Genomic DNA, 16,057 nt, shown 5'->3' on the forward strand with positions numbered 1-16,057 from the left:
GGAATCATCCTTTGTTCCGGGCGGGCTGTGTCTTCAGGCTACGCTTGGTGCAGTTAAACCGCCTTATTGTAGGAAATTCGCCGATCTGTGTCCATGTAAAAGGACTATTTGCCACGGAATAACACGGAATGAAGAACTGAAAAAAAGGAAAATCCATTAGCCACGGACACTCACAGACTCTCACGGACAAAGAATGGACAGGAAAGCTTTTATCCTTGTCCGTGTGGGTCTGTGAGTGTCCGTGGCAAAAATCAGTCTTTAAGCCCCAGAACATCCTGCATATCGTACAGCCCCGCTGGCTTTCCCTGCAGCCAGCGGGTGGCGCGGATGGCGCCCTTGGCGAAGGTCATGCGGCTGCTGGCCTTGTGGGTGAGTTCGATACGCTCACCCATGGTGGCAAAGAGCACGGTGTGATCCCCCACCACATCACCGCCGCGAATGGTCTCAAAGCCGATTTCCTTTTGCGGGCGCTCTCCGGTAAAGCCTTCCCGGCCGTAGACCGCGCACTCTTTCAGGTCACGCCCGAGAGCATCAGCGACCACTTCACCCAGCCGCAGCGCGGTGCCGGAAGGCGCGTCTTTCTTGTGCCGGTGATGGGTTTCGATGATCTCCACATCGTAGTCATCACCGAGAACCGAAGCGGCCTTGTGCAACAGGTCAAGCATCACATTGATACCGACGCTCATATTAGGCGCAAACACCACGGGCACCCTGTCTGCCGCGATCGCCACCTGCTCCTTTTCGGCATCCGTCATGCCGGTGGTTCCGATAATGACTGATTTGCCGTTCTGACTGCAGAACTCCAGGTTCTCCAGCGTCAGATCCGGAAAGGTGAAGTCAATCAACAGATCAAAGGCATCTTTAACATCGCCCAGATTACCGGCCAGGGCCACACCGTTCCTGCCGATACCCGCCATTTCACCAGCATCCGCACCTATCAGGGAGCTTTCAGGATGAACAATGGCGGCGCCCAGGGTAAGGTCATCCGCCTCGTCGATGGCCTCGATCAGCACCTTACCCATTCGCCCGGCCGCACCGGTTACCGCAATCCGTGTCATGGCAGACCTCAGAATTTCATTTCGTCGAAGAAGCTCTTCACACCTTCAAACCAGGAGGTTTTCCGGGGCGCGTGATTGTTGCCGTTATTACCGTCCAGGGTTTCCTGGAACTGCGCCAGCAGGTCCTTCTGTTTTTTGGTGAGATTCACCGGTGTCTCCACCATCACCCGGCAAAGCAGATCGCCCGCCGGACCGCCACGAACCGGGGTAACCCCCTTGTTACGCAACCGGAACAGCTTGCCGGTCTGGGTTTCGGGCGGAATCTTGAGTTTTACGCGACCATCCAGGGTCGGCACTTCCAGTTCGCCACCCATGGCGGCATCCACAATGCTGATGGGCACTTCACAATAGAGATTGCGGCCATCACGGGTAAAGATGGAGTGTTCACGCACCGCAACCTGGACATACAGGTCACCAGCCGGACCACCATCAATACCCATCTCGCCTTCGCCGGACAACCGGATACGGTCACCGGTATCCACGCCGGGCGGCACCTTGACCGAAAGGGTCTTCTCCTCCTGCAGGCGACCGGCGCCGTGGCACTTGCTGCAGGGGTTCTTGATGATCTGACCGCTGCCACGGCAGGTGGGACACGCCTGCTGCACCGTAAAGAAGCCCTGCTGCATGCGCACCTGCCCCATACCCTTGCAGGTGCCACAGGTTTCGGCCCGCGAGCCTTTCGCGGCGCCACTACCTTCGCAAAGGTCGCATTCGACATGCCCTGGCACGCGAATCTTGACCGTAGTGCCATGGACCGCCTCTTCCAGGTCCAGCTCAAGGGTGTAGCGCAGGTCGGCACCCCGATTGCTGCGACCGCGGCCGCCGCCACCGAAGATGTCACCGAACACATCCCCGAAGATGTCCGAGAAGCTGGCACCGCCACCACCGAATCCGCCACCACCGGCCTGGTTGTCCACACCGGCATGGCCGAACTGGTCATAGGCAGCGCGCTTGTTGGCGTCCATCAGCACGTCGTAGGCTTCCGTGGCCTCCTTAAACTTCGCCTCGGCTTCAGCGTCGTCCGGGTTACGGTCCGGATGGTACTTCATGGCGAGCTTGCGATAGGCCCGCTTGATCTCCTTCTCGTCCGTATCCCGGGATACCCCGAGTACTTCGTAGTAGTCACGTTTGGCCATGCTGGAAAACCCTGTTGAAAATCCTGTCTGTGCCGGGAGCCAGTACGTCATCCAACGCACTGCCTCCAAACTGATTCCGGCTTCTGGCTACGCAGAAACCCGCTGCTCTGAAACGCAGAAAACGCGGGGGCGTACCCCCGCGCTCTTACTGCAACGACGTTATCGCTTAACGCTTGTCGTCGTCTTTCACTTCCTCGAACTCCGCATCAACCGCGTCGTCGGAGCTGCCGCTGGCCTGCTCTTCCCCGCCAGCCTGCTGGGCCTGCTCGCCCTGGTCAGCGTACATCTTCTGGGCCAGCTCGCCAGACACTTCGGTCAGCTTCTGGGTCTTGGCTTCGATGTCTTCCTTGTTGGAACCTTCCAGTGCTTCCTCGAGCTCCTTGATGGCGGCTTCGATGTTTTCTTTCTCGCTGTCGGTAACCTTGTCACCGGCGTCGTTCAGGGTCTTGCGCACGGTGTGCACCATGGCGTCGCCCTGGTTGCGAGCCTGGACCAGTTCCTCGAACTTGCGATCTTCCTCGGCATTGGCCTCCGCGTCGCTGACCATCTTCTCGATTTCATCATCGTTAAGGCCAGAGGAAGCCTTGATCACGATGGACTGCTCCTTGCCGGTAGCCTTGTCCTTGGCAGACACGTTCAGGATACCGTTGGCGTCGATATCGAAGGTGACTTCAATCTGGGGCACACCACGAGGTGCCGGCGGAATGTCCGCCAGGTCGAAACGGCCCAGTGACTTGTTCTGGGACGCCTGCTTGCGCTCACCCTGAACCACATGGATGGTCACTGCGGTCTGGTTGTCCTCAGCCGTGGAGAAGGTCTGGGACTTCTTGGTCGGGATCGTGGTGTTCTTGTCGATCAGCGGCGTGGCGACACCGCCCATGGTCTCGATACCCAGGGTCAGCGGAGTCACGTCCAGCAGCAGCACATCTTTGACGTCGCCGGAGAGCACCGCACCCTGGATGGCGGCACCAATGGCCACGGCTTCGTCCGGGTTGACGTCTTTCCGCGCTTCCTTGCCGAAGAAGTTCTTCACTTTTTCCTGAACCATCGGCATGCGGGTCTGACCACCCACCAGGATAACCTCGTCCACCTCATTGGCGGACAGGCCGGCGTCTTTCAGGGCCGTCTTGCAGGGCTCGAGGCTGCGCTCCACCAGCTCTTCCACCAGCGACTCCAGCTTGGCGCGTGTCAGCTTGACGTTCATGTGCTTGGGACCGGACGCATCGGCCGTAATGTACGGCAGGTTAACGTCGGTCTGCTGGCTGCTGGACAGCTCGATCTTGGCCTTTTCACCGGCTTCCTTCAGGCGCTGCATGGCCAGGGAGTCACCGCGCAGGTCAATACCGCTGTCTTTCTTGAACTGGTCAGCGAGGTATTCGATGATTTTCAGGTCGAAGTCCTCACCGCCCAGGAAGGTATCACCGTTGGTGGCCAGAACCTCGAACTGGTGCTCGCCGTCCACGTCGGCAATCTCGATGATGGACAGGTCGAAGGTACCACCACCCAGGTCATAAACGGCTACCGTGCGGTCACCGCTTTGCTTGTCCATACCGTAAGCCAGCGCGGCAGCGGTGGGCTCGTTGATGATCCGCTTCACTTCCAGACCGGCGATCTTGCCGGCATCCTTGGTGGCCTGGCGCTGGCTGTCGTTGAAGTAGGCCGGTACGGTGATAACCGCCTCGGTCACCTTCTCGCCGAGGTAGTCTTCGGCGGTTTTCTTCATTTTCTTCAGGACTTCCGCCGAGACTTGCGGCGGCGCCATCTTCTCGCCTTTCACCTCAACCCAGGCATCACCATTGTCCGCATTGGTGATCTTGTACGGCACCATCTTGATGTCTTTCTGCACGACATCGTCTTCAAAGCGACGGCCAATCAGACGCTTGATGGCGTACAGGGTGTTGTGGGGATTGGTGACCGCCTGACGCTTTGCGGACTGGCCAACCAGTGTTTCGCCATCTTCGGTGTAGGCGATAATGGAAGGCGTGGTGCGATCGCCCTCGGCGTTTTCGATAACCTTGACCTTGTCACCATCCATGATGGCAACACAGGAGTTGGTCGTGCCCAGGTCAATACCGATAATCTTGCTCATGAAATCACTCCAGTTAGCTGTTCAGTCCGGATGTGGCAGATCCGGGTTTGTCCGATTCCTTGCCGGTCCGGATGGGAACGGCATTTCGACTGTTACCTGCCTATATTGGCTCCGACGTCGACTTTTCAAGCCTGCTCGTCGATTTTTGGCGCATCCTCGGCCTTGGCAACCATCACCATGGCCGGGCGAACCAGGCGCTCATTAAGGGTGTAGCCCTTCTGCATGACCGCAACGACGGAGTTGGGCTCCGCATCCGGTGCTGACACCATGGACATGGCCTCATGCATTTGCGGGTCGAACGGCTCACCCACCGGGTTGAGCGGCTGGACGTTGAACTTGGCCAGACTCTTCATGAAGAGATCCAGGGTCATTTCCACACCCTCACGAATGGACGTGACCACCTCATCAGAGCTCTGCTGGTTCTCGGTGCTTTCCACGGCCTTTTCCAGACTGTCCGCAACCGGCAGAAGCTCCTTTACAAACCGCTCCAGGGCGAACTTGCGAGCTTTCTCAACGTCGATTTCCGCACGCCGGCGCACATTCTGCATCTCGGCCTGACTTCTCAGTACCTGTTCCTGCAGCTCCTGCACGCGGGCCTCCATGGAATCAGCATCTTCTTCCGCAGCGGAGGTCTCACCTTCCTGGTTCTCGGCGATGGGCTCACCAGCACGCTCCTCCGCTTTCAGCTCCTCATCGACCTTTTCGTTGCGATTCTCGTCAGCGCTCATCAGCTACTCCCGCTTGTTTCTGTATGCGCGGCTGGCCGCGCCATTGACCAATATTGATGGAAACTTGCCAACCGATATGGGGCCCAAATAATCGCTTTCAACCACAAAAACGTCACAAAAAGAACTTCCTGAATTTGCAGTCAGCTTTTTTACTGTATATATTCACATGTACTGTATTCTTGAACAGTATTTGTGACTCAGGGAGACACCACATGCTGACTCAACTCACGGTTTCCAATTACGCGATTGCTGAAAGGGTAGAACTCCAGTTCCAGAAAGGCATGACCGCGCTGACCGGGGAGACCGGTGCCGGCAAGTCCATCGTACTGGATGCGCTCGGGCTGGCCATGGGAGGCCGTGGCGATGCCAGCGCTGTACGCCATGGCGCCAAGCGCGCGGATATTACCGCCGCATTTGATATAGCCCGCACCCCACAGGCCCGGGAGTGGCTGGAGGATCAGGACCTGGATGATGGCAATGACTGCATCCTGCGACGCGTGATTAGCCGGGATGGTCGCTCCCGCGCCTATATCAACGGACAGCCCTGCCCCCTGAACCAGTTAAAAGAACTGGGTGCCCACCTGATGGACATCCACAGCCAGCACCAGCATCAGTCGCTGCTGAAAAAGGATACCCACCGGCGTCTGCTGGACGAATTTTCCGGCTCTGAAGACCTGGCCATCAAGACCCGGCTCGCCTGGAAACAGTGGCATCAAGCCCGGGAACGTCTGATCAGCCGCCAGCAGAACGCCGATGAGACCGAAGCCCGCCTGCAATTATTGCGCTATCAGGTGGAAGAGCTGGACCGCCTGGCCCTGGAGGAAGACGAACAGTCACGGCTGGAGCAGGAACAGGAACAGCTCAGCCATGCGGAAACCGTACGCCAGCACAGTCACCACGCCGCCATGCTCTGTTCCGAGGATGAAACCAGTGCCGCCGACATGGTTCGCCAGGCCCTGCAGCAGCTTGAACAGTTACCTGTAGAAGTACCGGCACTGGCCGACACCATTCAGATGCTGAACGAGGCCCAGATCCAGCTATCCGAAGCGGGCAGCAATCTTGTCCACTTTGTAGAGGATTACGAGGCAGACCCGGAGCGCCTGCAGGAAGTGGAAGATCGTCTCAGTGCGATTTATCAGCTGGCGCGGAAGCACCGCATCCAGCCGGAAGAGTTACCGCAACTGCACCAGCGCCTGGGGGAGGAGCTGGCCGAACTGGACGGTAGCGGGAGCAGCCTGGAGCAACTGGAAGCAGACGTGGAGAATTACCGAAAGGCCTACCAGAGCGTCGCGGACAAGCTGTCACAGGCCCGGCGCGAAGGCGCCGCCACCCTGGACCAGCGCGTCGGGGAAGAACTGACGGAGCTGGGCATGCCCACCATGCAGTTCATCAGCCAGCTGGACACCCGGGACGAGAGCCCCAGCGCAACGGGCAATGAGGACATTGAATTCCTGATCAGTGCCAATCCCGGCCAGCCGGCACGCCCCCTGGCGAAGGTGGCTTCCGGCGGTGAGCTGTCGCGGATCAGCCTGGCAATCCAGGTGGTAGTAGCCCAGACCTCCACCACGCCAACCCTGGTGTTCGACGAGGTGGACGTGGGCATTGGCGGCGGCACGGCAGAAGTCGTTGGCCGACTTCTCCGCACACTGGGAGAAAGCGGTCAGATTATCTGTGTTACCCATCTGCCGCAGGTGGCTGCACAAAGTCACGAGCACCTGTTCGTCAGCAAGCTCAGCGAAGCGGACGCTACCTTCTCGAAGATCGAAATACTCAATGATCAGGGGCGCATCAGCGAAGTGGCGCGTATGCTGGGCGGCGTGGATATGACGGAACAGACTCTGGCCCACGCCCGGGAGATGTACACCAAGGGGCAAGCCACCCACCACTGAAGGACCCACCGGAGTTTTACCAGCTCTCACCGACTCCCTTCTCACCAGAGAGCTTTTCGAGCGCCGCCCCGGCGCTCTTTTTTTGGGCGTGCGAGTGGCCCGTTACCGGGAATGCGCAGAGACGCGGACCGGTAGACGACCGCGCGGAGGAAGCTTGTCAGGAGTTCTTTCTGGGCTTCACGTACAGGATCAGACTGTGATCCACAATTTCATAGCCACGTTCTTCGGCGATTTTTTTCTGTCGCTCTTCAATCACCTCATCCACAAACTCAATGACCTCGCCGGTCTGTGTGCAGACCATGTGATCGTGGTGGTCATCCCCGGCCATTTCAAAGACGGCGTGACCGCCTTCAAAATTATGCCGCAACACCAAACCGGCCGCTTCAAACTGGGTCAGCACCCGGTAAACCGTTGCAAGCCCGACATCGTCGCCCTGATCCAGCAACTTCTTGTAGACATCTTCAGCGCTCAGATGATGTTCTTCTGCCGTTTCCAGGATGTTGAAGATCTTTACCCGAGGCAGCGTGACCTTAAGCCCCACTTTGCGCAGTTCGGCGTTTTCCGATGACATAATGCTCTTCGCTCTTTGGTGTGTTCAGTGCTTCCGGTATTATACCGCCATATTTTGACTGATAAACCGTTTCATTCCCGGCCAAAAGGACATCCGTCCCTGATGCACCTGATTCAAAAAGTTGTACCTGTTCTGCTGCTGGCACTGGTTGCCGGCTGCGTATTCCCTGGCGTTTACAAAATCAATGTCCAGCAGGGGAACATCGTTACCGAAGAGGCGATTGCCCAACTTGAACCCGGCATGTCCCGCTCCCAGGTGCATTCCGCTCTTGGAACGCCCCTGACGCTGAACGCAGCAGACACTTCAGTAGAGTACTACGTTTACACTTTCCAGGAAGCTGGCGGAGATATCCGCAAGCAGAAAGTGGTCGTCCATTACGACGGGGATACCTACACCCACCTGGAGAAGCAGCTACTGGACGAACAGCCCGCCTACTGATTGCCAGCTGACTCAGACTGCATCCTTTTTCTTTCGGGCCCGGTTCATCCGGGCCTGCTTGGGGTCGATCTTGAGCGGGCGATAGAGCTCAACACGATCACCCTCCCGCAACCTGTGCTCGGCCGGTGCTTTTACTACCTTACCGAATATGCCCATATCCACGTTTTCAGGATCGAGCCCCGGGAACAGGGTTTCAATACCGGAGCGGCGAACCGCATCCAGCACGCTGGCCCCATCTTCTACCTGTACCGGAACAATCTCCTGACGCTCCGGCGTTGCGTAGGCGACTTCAACCCACATCAGCGCGCCACCGTGGTTTGTGCGTAAATTTCATTCGCCCTGCGGCAGAAGGCCTCCACCATGGTGCTGGCCGCCTGATTAAACACCGGCCCAAACGTCATTCTGGCCAACGGGCCCGAAAACTCGAAATCCAGCTGCAGAATGACCTTGCAGGCATTGCTGTCAAGAGGCCTGAAATACCAGCATCCTCCCAGATCCCTGAAGGGACCGTCTACCAGCATCATCTCGATTCGCTCATGCGACACCAGCCGGTTCCGGGTGGTCAGACGATGTTTTACGCCCCCCTTGGCCACCTCCAGTGACGCCAGCACCTCGGCATCGGTCCGCTCGTGAATTTCCGACCCGGCGCACCAGGGAAGGAAATCCGGATAGCTCGCGATATCGTCCACCAGAGCGAACATGCGTTCCGCGGAGTGCATTACCAGTGCACTTCTATCGATCTTATGGGCCATGAATAGTCGGGTTCCTGTCGCTGATCACTGCCCTCCATAATATCTGATTTGAGCTTTCGTTGCGGCCCTGACCGGTTCAAAAATCCTCCGCCCGGCCAGGGCCCCGCTGTTCCGGGCGGCTTTTATCGACCTCTCCACCACGTCCACTCTCGTCGCCACCGGTCACTTCGTGAGCAGGCTGATCGCACCAGATCATATTGGCGTTCTTGCACATCGGCTGTAACGATGCCACCGAATAACTCAGACCAATGGCGACCACAACCAGCGGCAACAGGTAACGCAAGGCAAAATGCCACAGGCCTGCAAGCCATTCCCGAGTATCTCCCAGCAACTCCGACAGGTAGGCCACTGGCGCCTGCCAGCCCAGGAAAACCGCAAGTGCCGCAGCAACCAGTGGAATCAGCAAACCACTGGTGATCAGTTCAATCCAGCGGAACGGGGTCAGCCCGGCAAACTGCACGTCGGACCAGATATTGAAGGAGAACAAGGTAATCAGCCCCGCCAGCCAGGCACACACCAACACCAGCAGGACCGACACTGGCCGGGGCGACACCATCCACTCCCTCAACCAGGCGACAACGGCCTCGACCAGCACAAGCGCCGAGCTCCACGCCACGAGCAAAATCACCGCAAACACCGCTGTGGAAAGGAGTTGATGATACTCGAATCCGCCAAGGCCGACCGGAAGTGCAATGAAAACGAGCTCGAATCCCCGTGCATCACTGACATTTGCCATCGTTTGAGCGATGCCATAGATCACCACCCCGGCCACGACACCAACAACCGTGTCAAGTAACGCTACCGCTAATACAGACCGCTTGAGGGGCGACCCCGGCGCCATCAGCGCACCAAGTACCGTCCACACACCCAGTCCGATGCCCAACGTATAGAAGGCATGGGACAGGGCAAACCATACACTTTGAAAACCAACATCCTGCCACCGGAACCCCATCACCGCGTCCAGTGAGTCGGAGGCAACACCCTGCCCGTAACTCCAGACCAGCAGCACCGACAGCAATACGAGAAAAATCGGCATGACCAAGCGAAAGGCGCGCTCAACCAGGCCCGGCCTGATTGCGATCACACCTACCAGCGCCACAAACAGCAGATGCCAGGCCATGAACCCCTGGTATTCATGGGGACTCTCCACCAGCTGACCGAGCTCATGGCTCATGGAGCGCGGTGTTGCCCCGGCGAACTGCCCCAAGGCCCCGTAAAATACATAGGCGAGGCAGATGGACCCGATGACCAGAGTGATGGAGAGCACCAGGAACCCCGACAACACACTGACACGACCCACCCAGCGCCAACGGGGCGATAGCCGGCGGGCCTCTGCCTCTGTTCTCATGGCAAGAGCAATATTGTGACGGGAATGCCGCCCAAGGGCGCTTTCCGCCATAATCAATGGCAAGGTAACCAGCAGCAGGAAAGCCAGGTACATCAGAACGAAATAGCCGCCCCCGAAGTGGGTGGCGAGCCACGGAAAATACCACAGGTTGCCCAGCCCGATGGTGGCGGCGGCAGCAGCCCAGAAAAAGGTGCTCCGCCCATTCCAGAGCCCCAAGGTCGTGTTCAGCGGTGTCGGCATTCGAATCCCTGTTCTGGTAAGTGCCCCAATTGTAGCTGAAATCCGGTGCCGTTCCCCGGACGGGTGACCCAATATCGGGACCTGGGTTACAATTCGCCTCTTGTCTGCGACCGGATCGCCCCCATCATAGTGTTCCGTACCCACCAGACGAAATGCCAGTGACACGAATGTCCAACGGAAAGACTTCATGAGCAAAAAGAAACCGGCGAATTCCGGGGGCACCATTGCCCTCAACAAGAAGGCCCGGCATGAATACCACATCGAGGAACGCATTGAAGCCGGCGTCCAGTTACTGGGCTGGGAGGTCAAGTCCCTGCGTGCCGGCAAGGGCCAGATCACCGAGGCCTATATTCTGTTCCGGGATGGAGAGGCCTTTCTGTTCAACGCGCAGATTACGCCGCTGAATACGGCATCGACCCATGTGATTGCGGACCCGACCCGCAATCGCAAGCTGCTGCTGCACGCCAAGGAAATTGCCAGGCTGATGGGCAAGGTCAATCAGGCTGGCCATACCTGCGTTCCCCTGGCGCTTTACTGGAAGAAGAACAAGGTCAAATGCGAAATCGCGCTGGTGAAGGGCAAGAAGCTGTTCGACAAACGGGCCACGGAGAAAGAGCGGGACTGGAACCGCCAGAAGCAGCGTATACTGCGAGAGCACAACACCGGCTGAATAGATAAAAGTAAAACACCTTGAAGTGTGTGGGTTCGGCCCCATATACTAAAAGCAAGGGGACGACATGGCTTCGACGCCGGTGGCGAACCCTTGGGTGCATGTCGAGATGGCAGCGAATCTCGTTAATCCAAAGCTGCACGCAATAGTCGCAAACGACGACAACTACGCACTGGCGGCGTAAGCCGCTGGTCGTCCTGACCCGGGTGCCTGTAAACGGGTATATCAGGACGTCATAGCTTAACAGGCTGCTCCTTTAACCAGAGCTCACTGGTTAAAGGCTAAGATCCAAAGAGCTCGCCCTGTGCACCCTGACCTTCGGGTCGCATAGGGTTAAACGAATAGAAGGACACTAAACATGTAGATCTCAAGGCAGAGCACTGGCGGACGCGGGTTCAATTCCCGCCGTCTCCACCAAATTGCAACACAATCAATGGCTTAGATGATTTTAGGGACTGGTGGTACAAACCATTGGCCCAAAGGTCTCTAAGCCATGATTCGTTCTAGCTCCCCCCATTACCTACAGCTCCGCAACTCTGGTTACTATTTCAGGTACGCTTTACCGCAAACGCTGCGCCCTCTTTTCGGTTGGGAAATTAAACGCTCACTCAAGACACGTAGCTTGGCCTTGGCCAGGAAACGCGCTCGTGTGTTTCTGGTATCCTTTGAGCGTCTCGTTTCAACAGTTGTACAAGAGCCTGATTTAATGAAGTTATCTCGCGACAACATCGAAAGTCTGCTTGCAAAGTGGGCACAGGAGGTGCGCGAAGAAATCGAAGAGACGGAGGCCACTCTGCCGCCGATGAGTCGAGAGGCAAAGCTGGATCGAGTCAGGGCCCATGAGATAGCGTTCGACATCCCAAAGGCAGATTACTTTGAGCATCGAACAGAGGCTCAGGCAAGAGTGGCCAGACTGTTTCTTGACTACGAGGGCGTAACCTACAGGGAAGACAGCCCTGCGTTCTCGCTGTTCCTCCGTCGAATGCAGGAGATTGGACTGACTCTTAACGACTATCAGTTGGCCTTAATGAGCGGCGCCCCCAGACCACCACTTGGGCCGCAGTCATCGGCGCCAAAGGAATCCGCCATAAAGCAGGAAAGGCAAGCCGCAGCAAAGCCGCTCAGCGCTCTTGTCGAGGAATACCTCAGAGAAGCCGAGGCCAAAGGTGTTCAGCCGCGCTCGCTTGAGGAATACCGTACGTCCCTGAGTAGCTTTGTAGAACTTCACGGAGACGTGCCCTGCTCGGAAGTCTCCCGTGCCTCTGCGGTAGAGACCTACAGCAATTACAAACGGCTCCCGCCTAACCGAAACAAGAAGAAAGAATTCAAGGGCAAATCGGCACTAGAAATCGTCGCCATGAACCCACCGGAAACGGTCAGCGAAAACACCATAAAGAAGTTCATCACCCGCGTGTCCACCTTCTTCAACTGGTGCGAAAACTCTGAGTATATCTCTCGGAATCCAGCTCAAAACCTGTCTGAGAGAGGCAAGAAGCGAAAGTCAGCAGAAAGAAGCCCCTTTACCGACGACCAGTTAAAAAAGCTGTTTCATCCTGATGTATTCCGGCCAGACGCCTTCACTAAGGCCTACCAATACTGGCTCCCTCTCCTCGGCCTCTATACCGGGGCCCGTATCACCGAACTCGCCCAATTACGGCCCCAGGATATTACGTCGCACAATGACATCCCCTGCATCCACTTCACGCCGCATGCTGGTCCTCTAAAGACTGCCGCCAGCGAACGAATGACGCCAATCCATTCCAAGTTAATAACGCTGGGCTTTGTGGACTTTGCAAAGCGAGCCAAACAGAAAGGCCAGCCTCGGCTTTTCCCCGAGGCCAAAACAAGCAGCGCTCCGAACTTCGGCCACAACCCTTCAAAGTGGTTCGGTCGGTTTCTACGGGAGCAGGGTATAACCGAAAAGCACAAAGAGGTCTTCCACAGCTTCCGCCATACGGTAGCCACTAGGCTCCAGAACGAATACGGCATTCCGCCCTCTATTGTCGGTGATGTCGTCGGACATGAAAGCGACGGAATGACAGCGGGTCGATACAGGGCAACAGCCTCTATAGAAACTCTTTCTGAAGCTATCGAGAAACTCTCTTTCCCGATCGCCCCCCTCAGGCAAGAGAAGCACGAGTAGGTGCCCATCGGGGCCCCTTTTGTAAAATTCGCCAGAGATTTTTGAGGGGGTATTTGATACTAGGGAATTATCTGGCTTCCCCCACGGGGTGGGTCAACCAGCCCGTGGCACAAAGTAAGGCAGTGCAGCGTTAAGGTCATTTGCGAAAGCCCTAAGGCCCCCAGGTCTACCCGAAGTGGGTTTGGGAAAGTGTTGGGCCAGCGATGGCTGGTAAGCAGTCAGGACTTTATGAGTTAGCTCGTATGTACCCTTCGCATCCAAGAATTCCCGCTTTAACGCCTCCCCCACTTCAATCGCGGAAGCGTCATCTTTGTTATCCATAGCTTCATTGAGCATCTCAAATACGCTCCCGGCTTCAGGCTGTAGGCCATAGGCTTTAACCAAACTGATTTGGGTCGATACCACCAACGTCGGGAGCATCAGGCTAGTGGCCGCTCCGGGTTTTATAGACCTTTTACCAAGACGATAGAGAACGAGAGTGATGTCCTCCGAGGGTGTTACGGGTTTGCGTCGTAGGCGCAGGGCTCCAAACATTTGACTTCGACTCCTAAATGTCTGAATTGATTTCACTTCACGACTCAGCATAGCAATAGTTTCGTAGTTTGCTCTGGTTCTTTTCTGGTATGTGTCAACGAAACCACGTTCCTTGGTTGTTTTAGATGGTTCGATAAATGGGTTTGACAACTCAAACGAGACCACTATTATGAAACCATCCAAAGCGAACCGAAGGAGTAGTATCTATGTTTGTCCGCGCATACCTCAGGGCCTCAACGAAGGAACAAGACGCCAGCCGCGCCCGAGCCGACCTGGAGGAGTTTGCCGAGAAACAGGGTCTAACGATTGCTTCCTATTACGTAGAGAACGAATCCGGCGCTAGCCTCAAGAGACCAGAACTGTTCCGGCTGCTCTCCGATTGCCAGAAAGGAGACATTCTGCTCGTTGAGCAAGTGGACAGACTGAGCAGGCTCAACGCCAGTGACTGGGACTATCTTCGGCAGGAAATCTCAAACAGAGGCGTCCGAGTAGTTGCTCTGGACCTACCGACCTCTCATATGCTGACTAACGAAAACGATGACGAAATGACCACCCGGATGATGGGAGCCATCAACGGAATGATGCTGGACATGCTGGCAGCCATCGCGCGTAAGGACTTCACAGACAGGAGGCGGCGACAGGCCCAAGGGATCGCCAAGGCCAAAGCGAAAGGGAAGTATCGAGGTCGCCCTGTAGACCGAGAGCGTCACCAGAACATCCGGGACATGATAGATAAGGGGCATTCATGGACTGAAATTGGGCGCTTCATCGGAGTATCCCGGTCAACCATCGCCCGTGCAGTCAAAGGCGCGTAGACATGACAGAGGGGGCGCAATGCCCCCGCTCTTGGGCTCAGCCGTCCAACGAGAGTTTGGCCCCTTCCCGCAGGATATGCCAGTCCTTCCGCCCCACTTTCAGATAGACGGAACTCACCGCCAGCCCGCCAGAAATCTCTACCTCAAACCATTGACCAAAATGCAATTCCAAAAACACTACTGGTTCTCCTTCGTTGATTCATTGTGGGAGACCGCAGGAAATCACGTCCTATTCTGAATTAATAGTGTTTTATCTAATTACTACGACAGCGTAAGGATTGCGCTCAGACAAGCACCTCTGGAGATCTTGGGACATAAGGGATCGTTTGGGTAGCCCCAATAAGAGGAACAGTGTCCGGCTCGCCTCACACCCTCCGGAGAATCAACTAGTTACTTTGGGTCGGTCCCAGTAGAGAAGACCGGCGAGATTCAACCGGTCTGTTTCTGATTAGCTGTTTTTTCTATCACCTTACAAACAACGGAGACCAGATGCTCAACCAACGAGAGGCTGAATCTACTAGGCCCATGTCCATTACCAAAAATGTGCGTTTGCACCGGCAGCGCGTTGTGTACCCGGTGTCGTACTGTCCCAAAACCTACGAAGCAATGAAGACGATCCAGGAGCGCCTGAGGGATAGCTCAGGAATTCAGTACAGCATCAGCGTGATTGCCCGAGCCTTGGGCCTTTTGGCCGTGAAGGACGCTGACACATCCGCCGATGGTGAACTCCTGGCGCTTTGCCGTCACTGCGGATCCAAGGGAAAAAAGACCGAGACCACGAAAGGAGAGCAGCCACGATGAGCAGAACTCCCAAGGGACGCCGGACGAGACAAGACATTATCCACCGTGAACAGTCCAAGCCTGGCTTACGGGGGAACATCAATGCCACATGTGCAGGGTGTCTTTATGACCCCGGAGAGCCCGGAACGTGGCGACAGCAGGTAACAGACTGTCGCGTTACCCAGTGCCCCCTCCATCCAGTCCGCCCCGTCAGCACCTCCAACGATAGCCAGTAGCTCACCGCTACCTTCCGACAAAGGGCCGAGAAGCGCCCGAACTGAAACCTAAACCGACTACCCCGACCCATTGGCCGTCTTCGGCTGATGCGCCTCTGTGTGGCCGTCAGACAGCCTCAGGAGGCGTCAGCCGACTTCTCAGGCGGTCTCGTTCGTCGGGGTGGTGGTCAACTACTTCTAGGAGCCATATATGAAACCAAATCCCCGCACAAAACATAGGCCTGTTACTGAAGGGCAATTCCTTGGAAATCCTGTTGTGCTCATTCCTCTGACTGGAGGACAAACCGCAATGGTCGACCCTGAGGATTGGCCGAGAATCAAAAGGGATTACGGACAGACGTGGTGCAGGAACAGCAATGGATATGGACGAGTTTACGCCCGTCGGTCTCATATCAATGAGCTAGGACATGAAACGCTGGTCACCCTCCAGCGGGCCGTCATGGGAGCAAAGCCAGGACAGAAGGTACGTGTCCACAGCGGCAACGCACTGGACTGTCGGAAGGCAAACCTTGCCTTTATGAGTGAGTGCGTAAACCGCTGAAGGTTGCCACCCATTCCACGTGAAGCCTGCCACTCGGACCGGAGCAAGGCTGCCACCCATCGGAGCGTAGCGACGCGGGGTTTCTCTTC

Annotated in this window: 14 protein-coding genes and 1 other RNA gene; 6 read left to right on the forward strand and 9 right to left on the reverse strand. The window is 56.6% G+C overall.

The genetic code is table 11. From position 1 onward, the window contains the following. Positions 1 to 251 precede the first annotated feature (251 nt). From dapB to grpE, 4 genes are all read right to left on the reverse strand, one after another. Complete coding sequence (dapB, locus tag ACFOZ5_RS05680) at positions 252 to 1,058, reverse strand: 4-hydroxy-tetrahydrodipicolinate reductase (RefSeq protein WP_379886048.1); 807 nt, start codon at positions 1,056 to 1,058, stop codon at positions 252 to 254. An 8-nt stretch (positions 1,059 to 1,066) separates the two neighbouring features. Continuing rightward, entirely contained in the window at positions 1,067 to 2,194 is a 1,128-nt protein-coding gene (gene dnaJ / locus ACFOZ5_RS05685; RefSeq protein WP_379886049.1) for a molecular chaperone DnaJ, read from the reverse strand. 166 nt (positions 2,195 to 2,360) lie between these two features. Beyond that, entirely contained in the window at positions 2,361 to 4,283 is a 1,923-nt protein-coding gene (gene dnaK, locus ACFOZ5_RS05690; protein ID WP_379886050.1) for a molecular chaperone DnaK, read from the reverse strand. Positions 4,284 to 4,408: 125 nt separating this feature from the next. Further along, a complete protein-coding gene (gene grpE / locus ACFOZ5_RS05695; protein WP_379886052.1) occupies positions 4,409 to 5,011 on the reverse strand; it encodes a nucleotide exchange factor GrpE in 603 nt (200 codons plus the stop codon). A 212-nt stretch (positions 5,012 to 5,223) separates the two neighbouring features. On the opposite strand from grpE, the gene recN reads away from it, so the two are divergent. Further along, on the forward strand, positions 5,224 to 6,900 hold the full coding sequence (recN, locus tag ACFOZ5_RS05700; protein ID WP_379886053.1) for a DNA repair protein RecN: 1,677 nt from the start codon (positions 5,224 to 5,226) through the stop codon (positions 6,898 to 6,900). Between the two features lie 157 nt (positions 6,901 to 7,057). Here the strand turns inward: recN and fur are convergent, their stop codons facing one another. Beyond that, the gene (gene fur / locus ACFOZ5_RS05705) at positions 7,058 to 7,471 is read right to left on the reverse strand and encodes a ferric iron uptake transcriptional regulator (protein ID WP_379886054.1); all 414 of its coding nucleotides are present in this window, start codon (positions 7,469 to 7,471) and stop codon (positions 7,058 to 7,060) included. A 111-nt stretch (positions 7,472 to 7,582) separates the two neighbouring features. Here fur and ACFOZ5_RS05710 point away from each other — a divergent pair, with 111 nt between their 5' ends. After that, positions 7,583 to 7,909 (forward strand): outer membrane protein assembly factor BamE, encoded by a 327-nt coding sequence (locus ACFOZ5_RS05710; protein ID WP_379886066.1) that lies wholly within the window; start codon positions 7,583 to 7,585, stop codon positions 7,907 to 7,909. A gap of 12 nt (positions 7,910 to 7,921) precedes the next feature. Here the strand turns inward: ACFOZ5_RS05710 and ACFOZ5_RS05715 are convergent, their stop codons facing one another. From ACFOZ5_RS05715 to ACFOZ5_RS05725, 3 genes are all read right to left on the reverse strand, one after another. Beyond that, positions 7,922 to 8,209, reverse strand: coding sequence for an RnfH family protein (locus ACFOZ5_RS05715; protein WP_379886055.1), 288 nt, complete (start codon positions 8,207 to 8,209; stop codon positions 7,922 to 7,924). Next, positions 8,209 to 8,661 (reverse strand): type II toxin-antitoxin system RatA family toxin, encoded by a 453-nt coding sequence (locus tag ACFOZ5_RS05720; protein ID WP_379886057.1) that lies wholly within the window; start codon positions 8,659 to 8,661, stop codon positions 8,209 to 8,211. The genes ACFOZ5_RS05715 and ACFOZ5_RS05720 overlap by 1 nt, the downstream gene beginning before the upstream one ends. Before the next feature lie 76 nt (positions 8,662 to 8,737). Next, positions 8,738 to 10,249, reverse strand: coding sequence for a sodium-dependent transporter (locus ACFOZ5_RS05725; protein WP_379886058.1), 1,512 nt, complete (start codon positions 10,247 to 10,249; stop codon positions 8,738 to 8,740). A 187-nt stretch (positions 10,250 to 10,436) separates the two neighbouring features. Between ACFOZ5_RS05725 and smpB the strand changes: the two genes are divergently transcribed. From smpB to ACFOZ5_RS05745, 4 genes are all read left to right on the forward strand, one after another. Continuing rightward, entirely contained in the window at positions 10,437 to 10,919 is a 483-nt protein-coding gene (gene smpB / locus ACFOZ5_RS05730) for an SsrA-binding protein SmpB (RefSeq protein WP_379886059.1), read from the forward strand. Positions 10,920 to 10,977: 58 nt separating this feature from the next. Beyond that, positions 10,978 to 11,336: a transfer-messenger RNA gene (ssrA, locus tag ACFOZ5_RS05735) on the forward strand. Positions 11,337 to 11,412: 76 nt separating this feature from the next. Then, on the forward strand, positions 11,413 to 13,062 hold the full coding sequence (locus ACFOZ5_RS05740) for a tyrosine-type recombinase/integrase (protein ID WP_379886060.1): 1,650 nt from the start codon (positions 11,413 to 11,415) through the stop codon (positions 13,060 to 13,062). Between the two features lie 740 nt (positions 13,063 to 13,802). Further along, positions 13,803 to 14,411 (forward strand): recombinase family protein, encoded by a 609-nt coding sequence (locus ACFOZ5_RS05745; RefSeq protein WP_379886061.1) that lies wholly within the window; start codon positions 13,803 to 13,805, stop codon positions 14,409 to 14,411. A gap of 37 nt (positions 14,412 to 14,448) precedes the next feature. On the opposite strand, the gene ACFOZ5_RS05750 is transcribed toward ACFOZ5_RS05745, so the two are convergent. Further along, entirely contained in the window at positions 14,449 to 14,589 is a 141-nt protein-coding gene (locus ACFOZ5_RS05750; RefSeq protein ID WP_379886063.1) for a hypothetical protein, read from the reverse strand. Positions 14,590 to 16,057: the final 1,468 nt, after the last annotated feature.

Origin of the sequence: Marinobacter lacisalsi, assembly GCF_042651045.1 — a bacterium.
GTDB classification, from domain to species: Bacteria; Pseudomonadota; Gammaproteobacteria; order Pseudomonadales; family Oleiphilaceae; genus Marinobacter; species Marinobacter lacisalsi.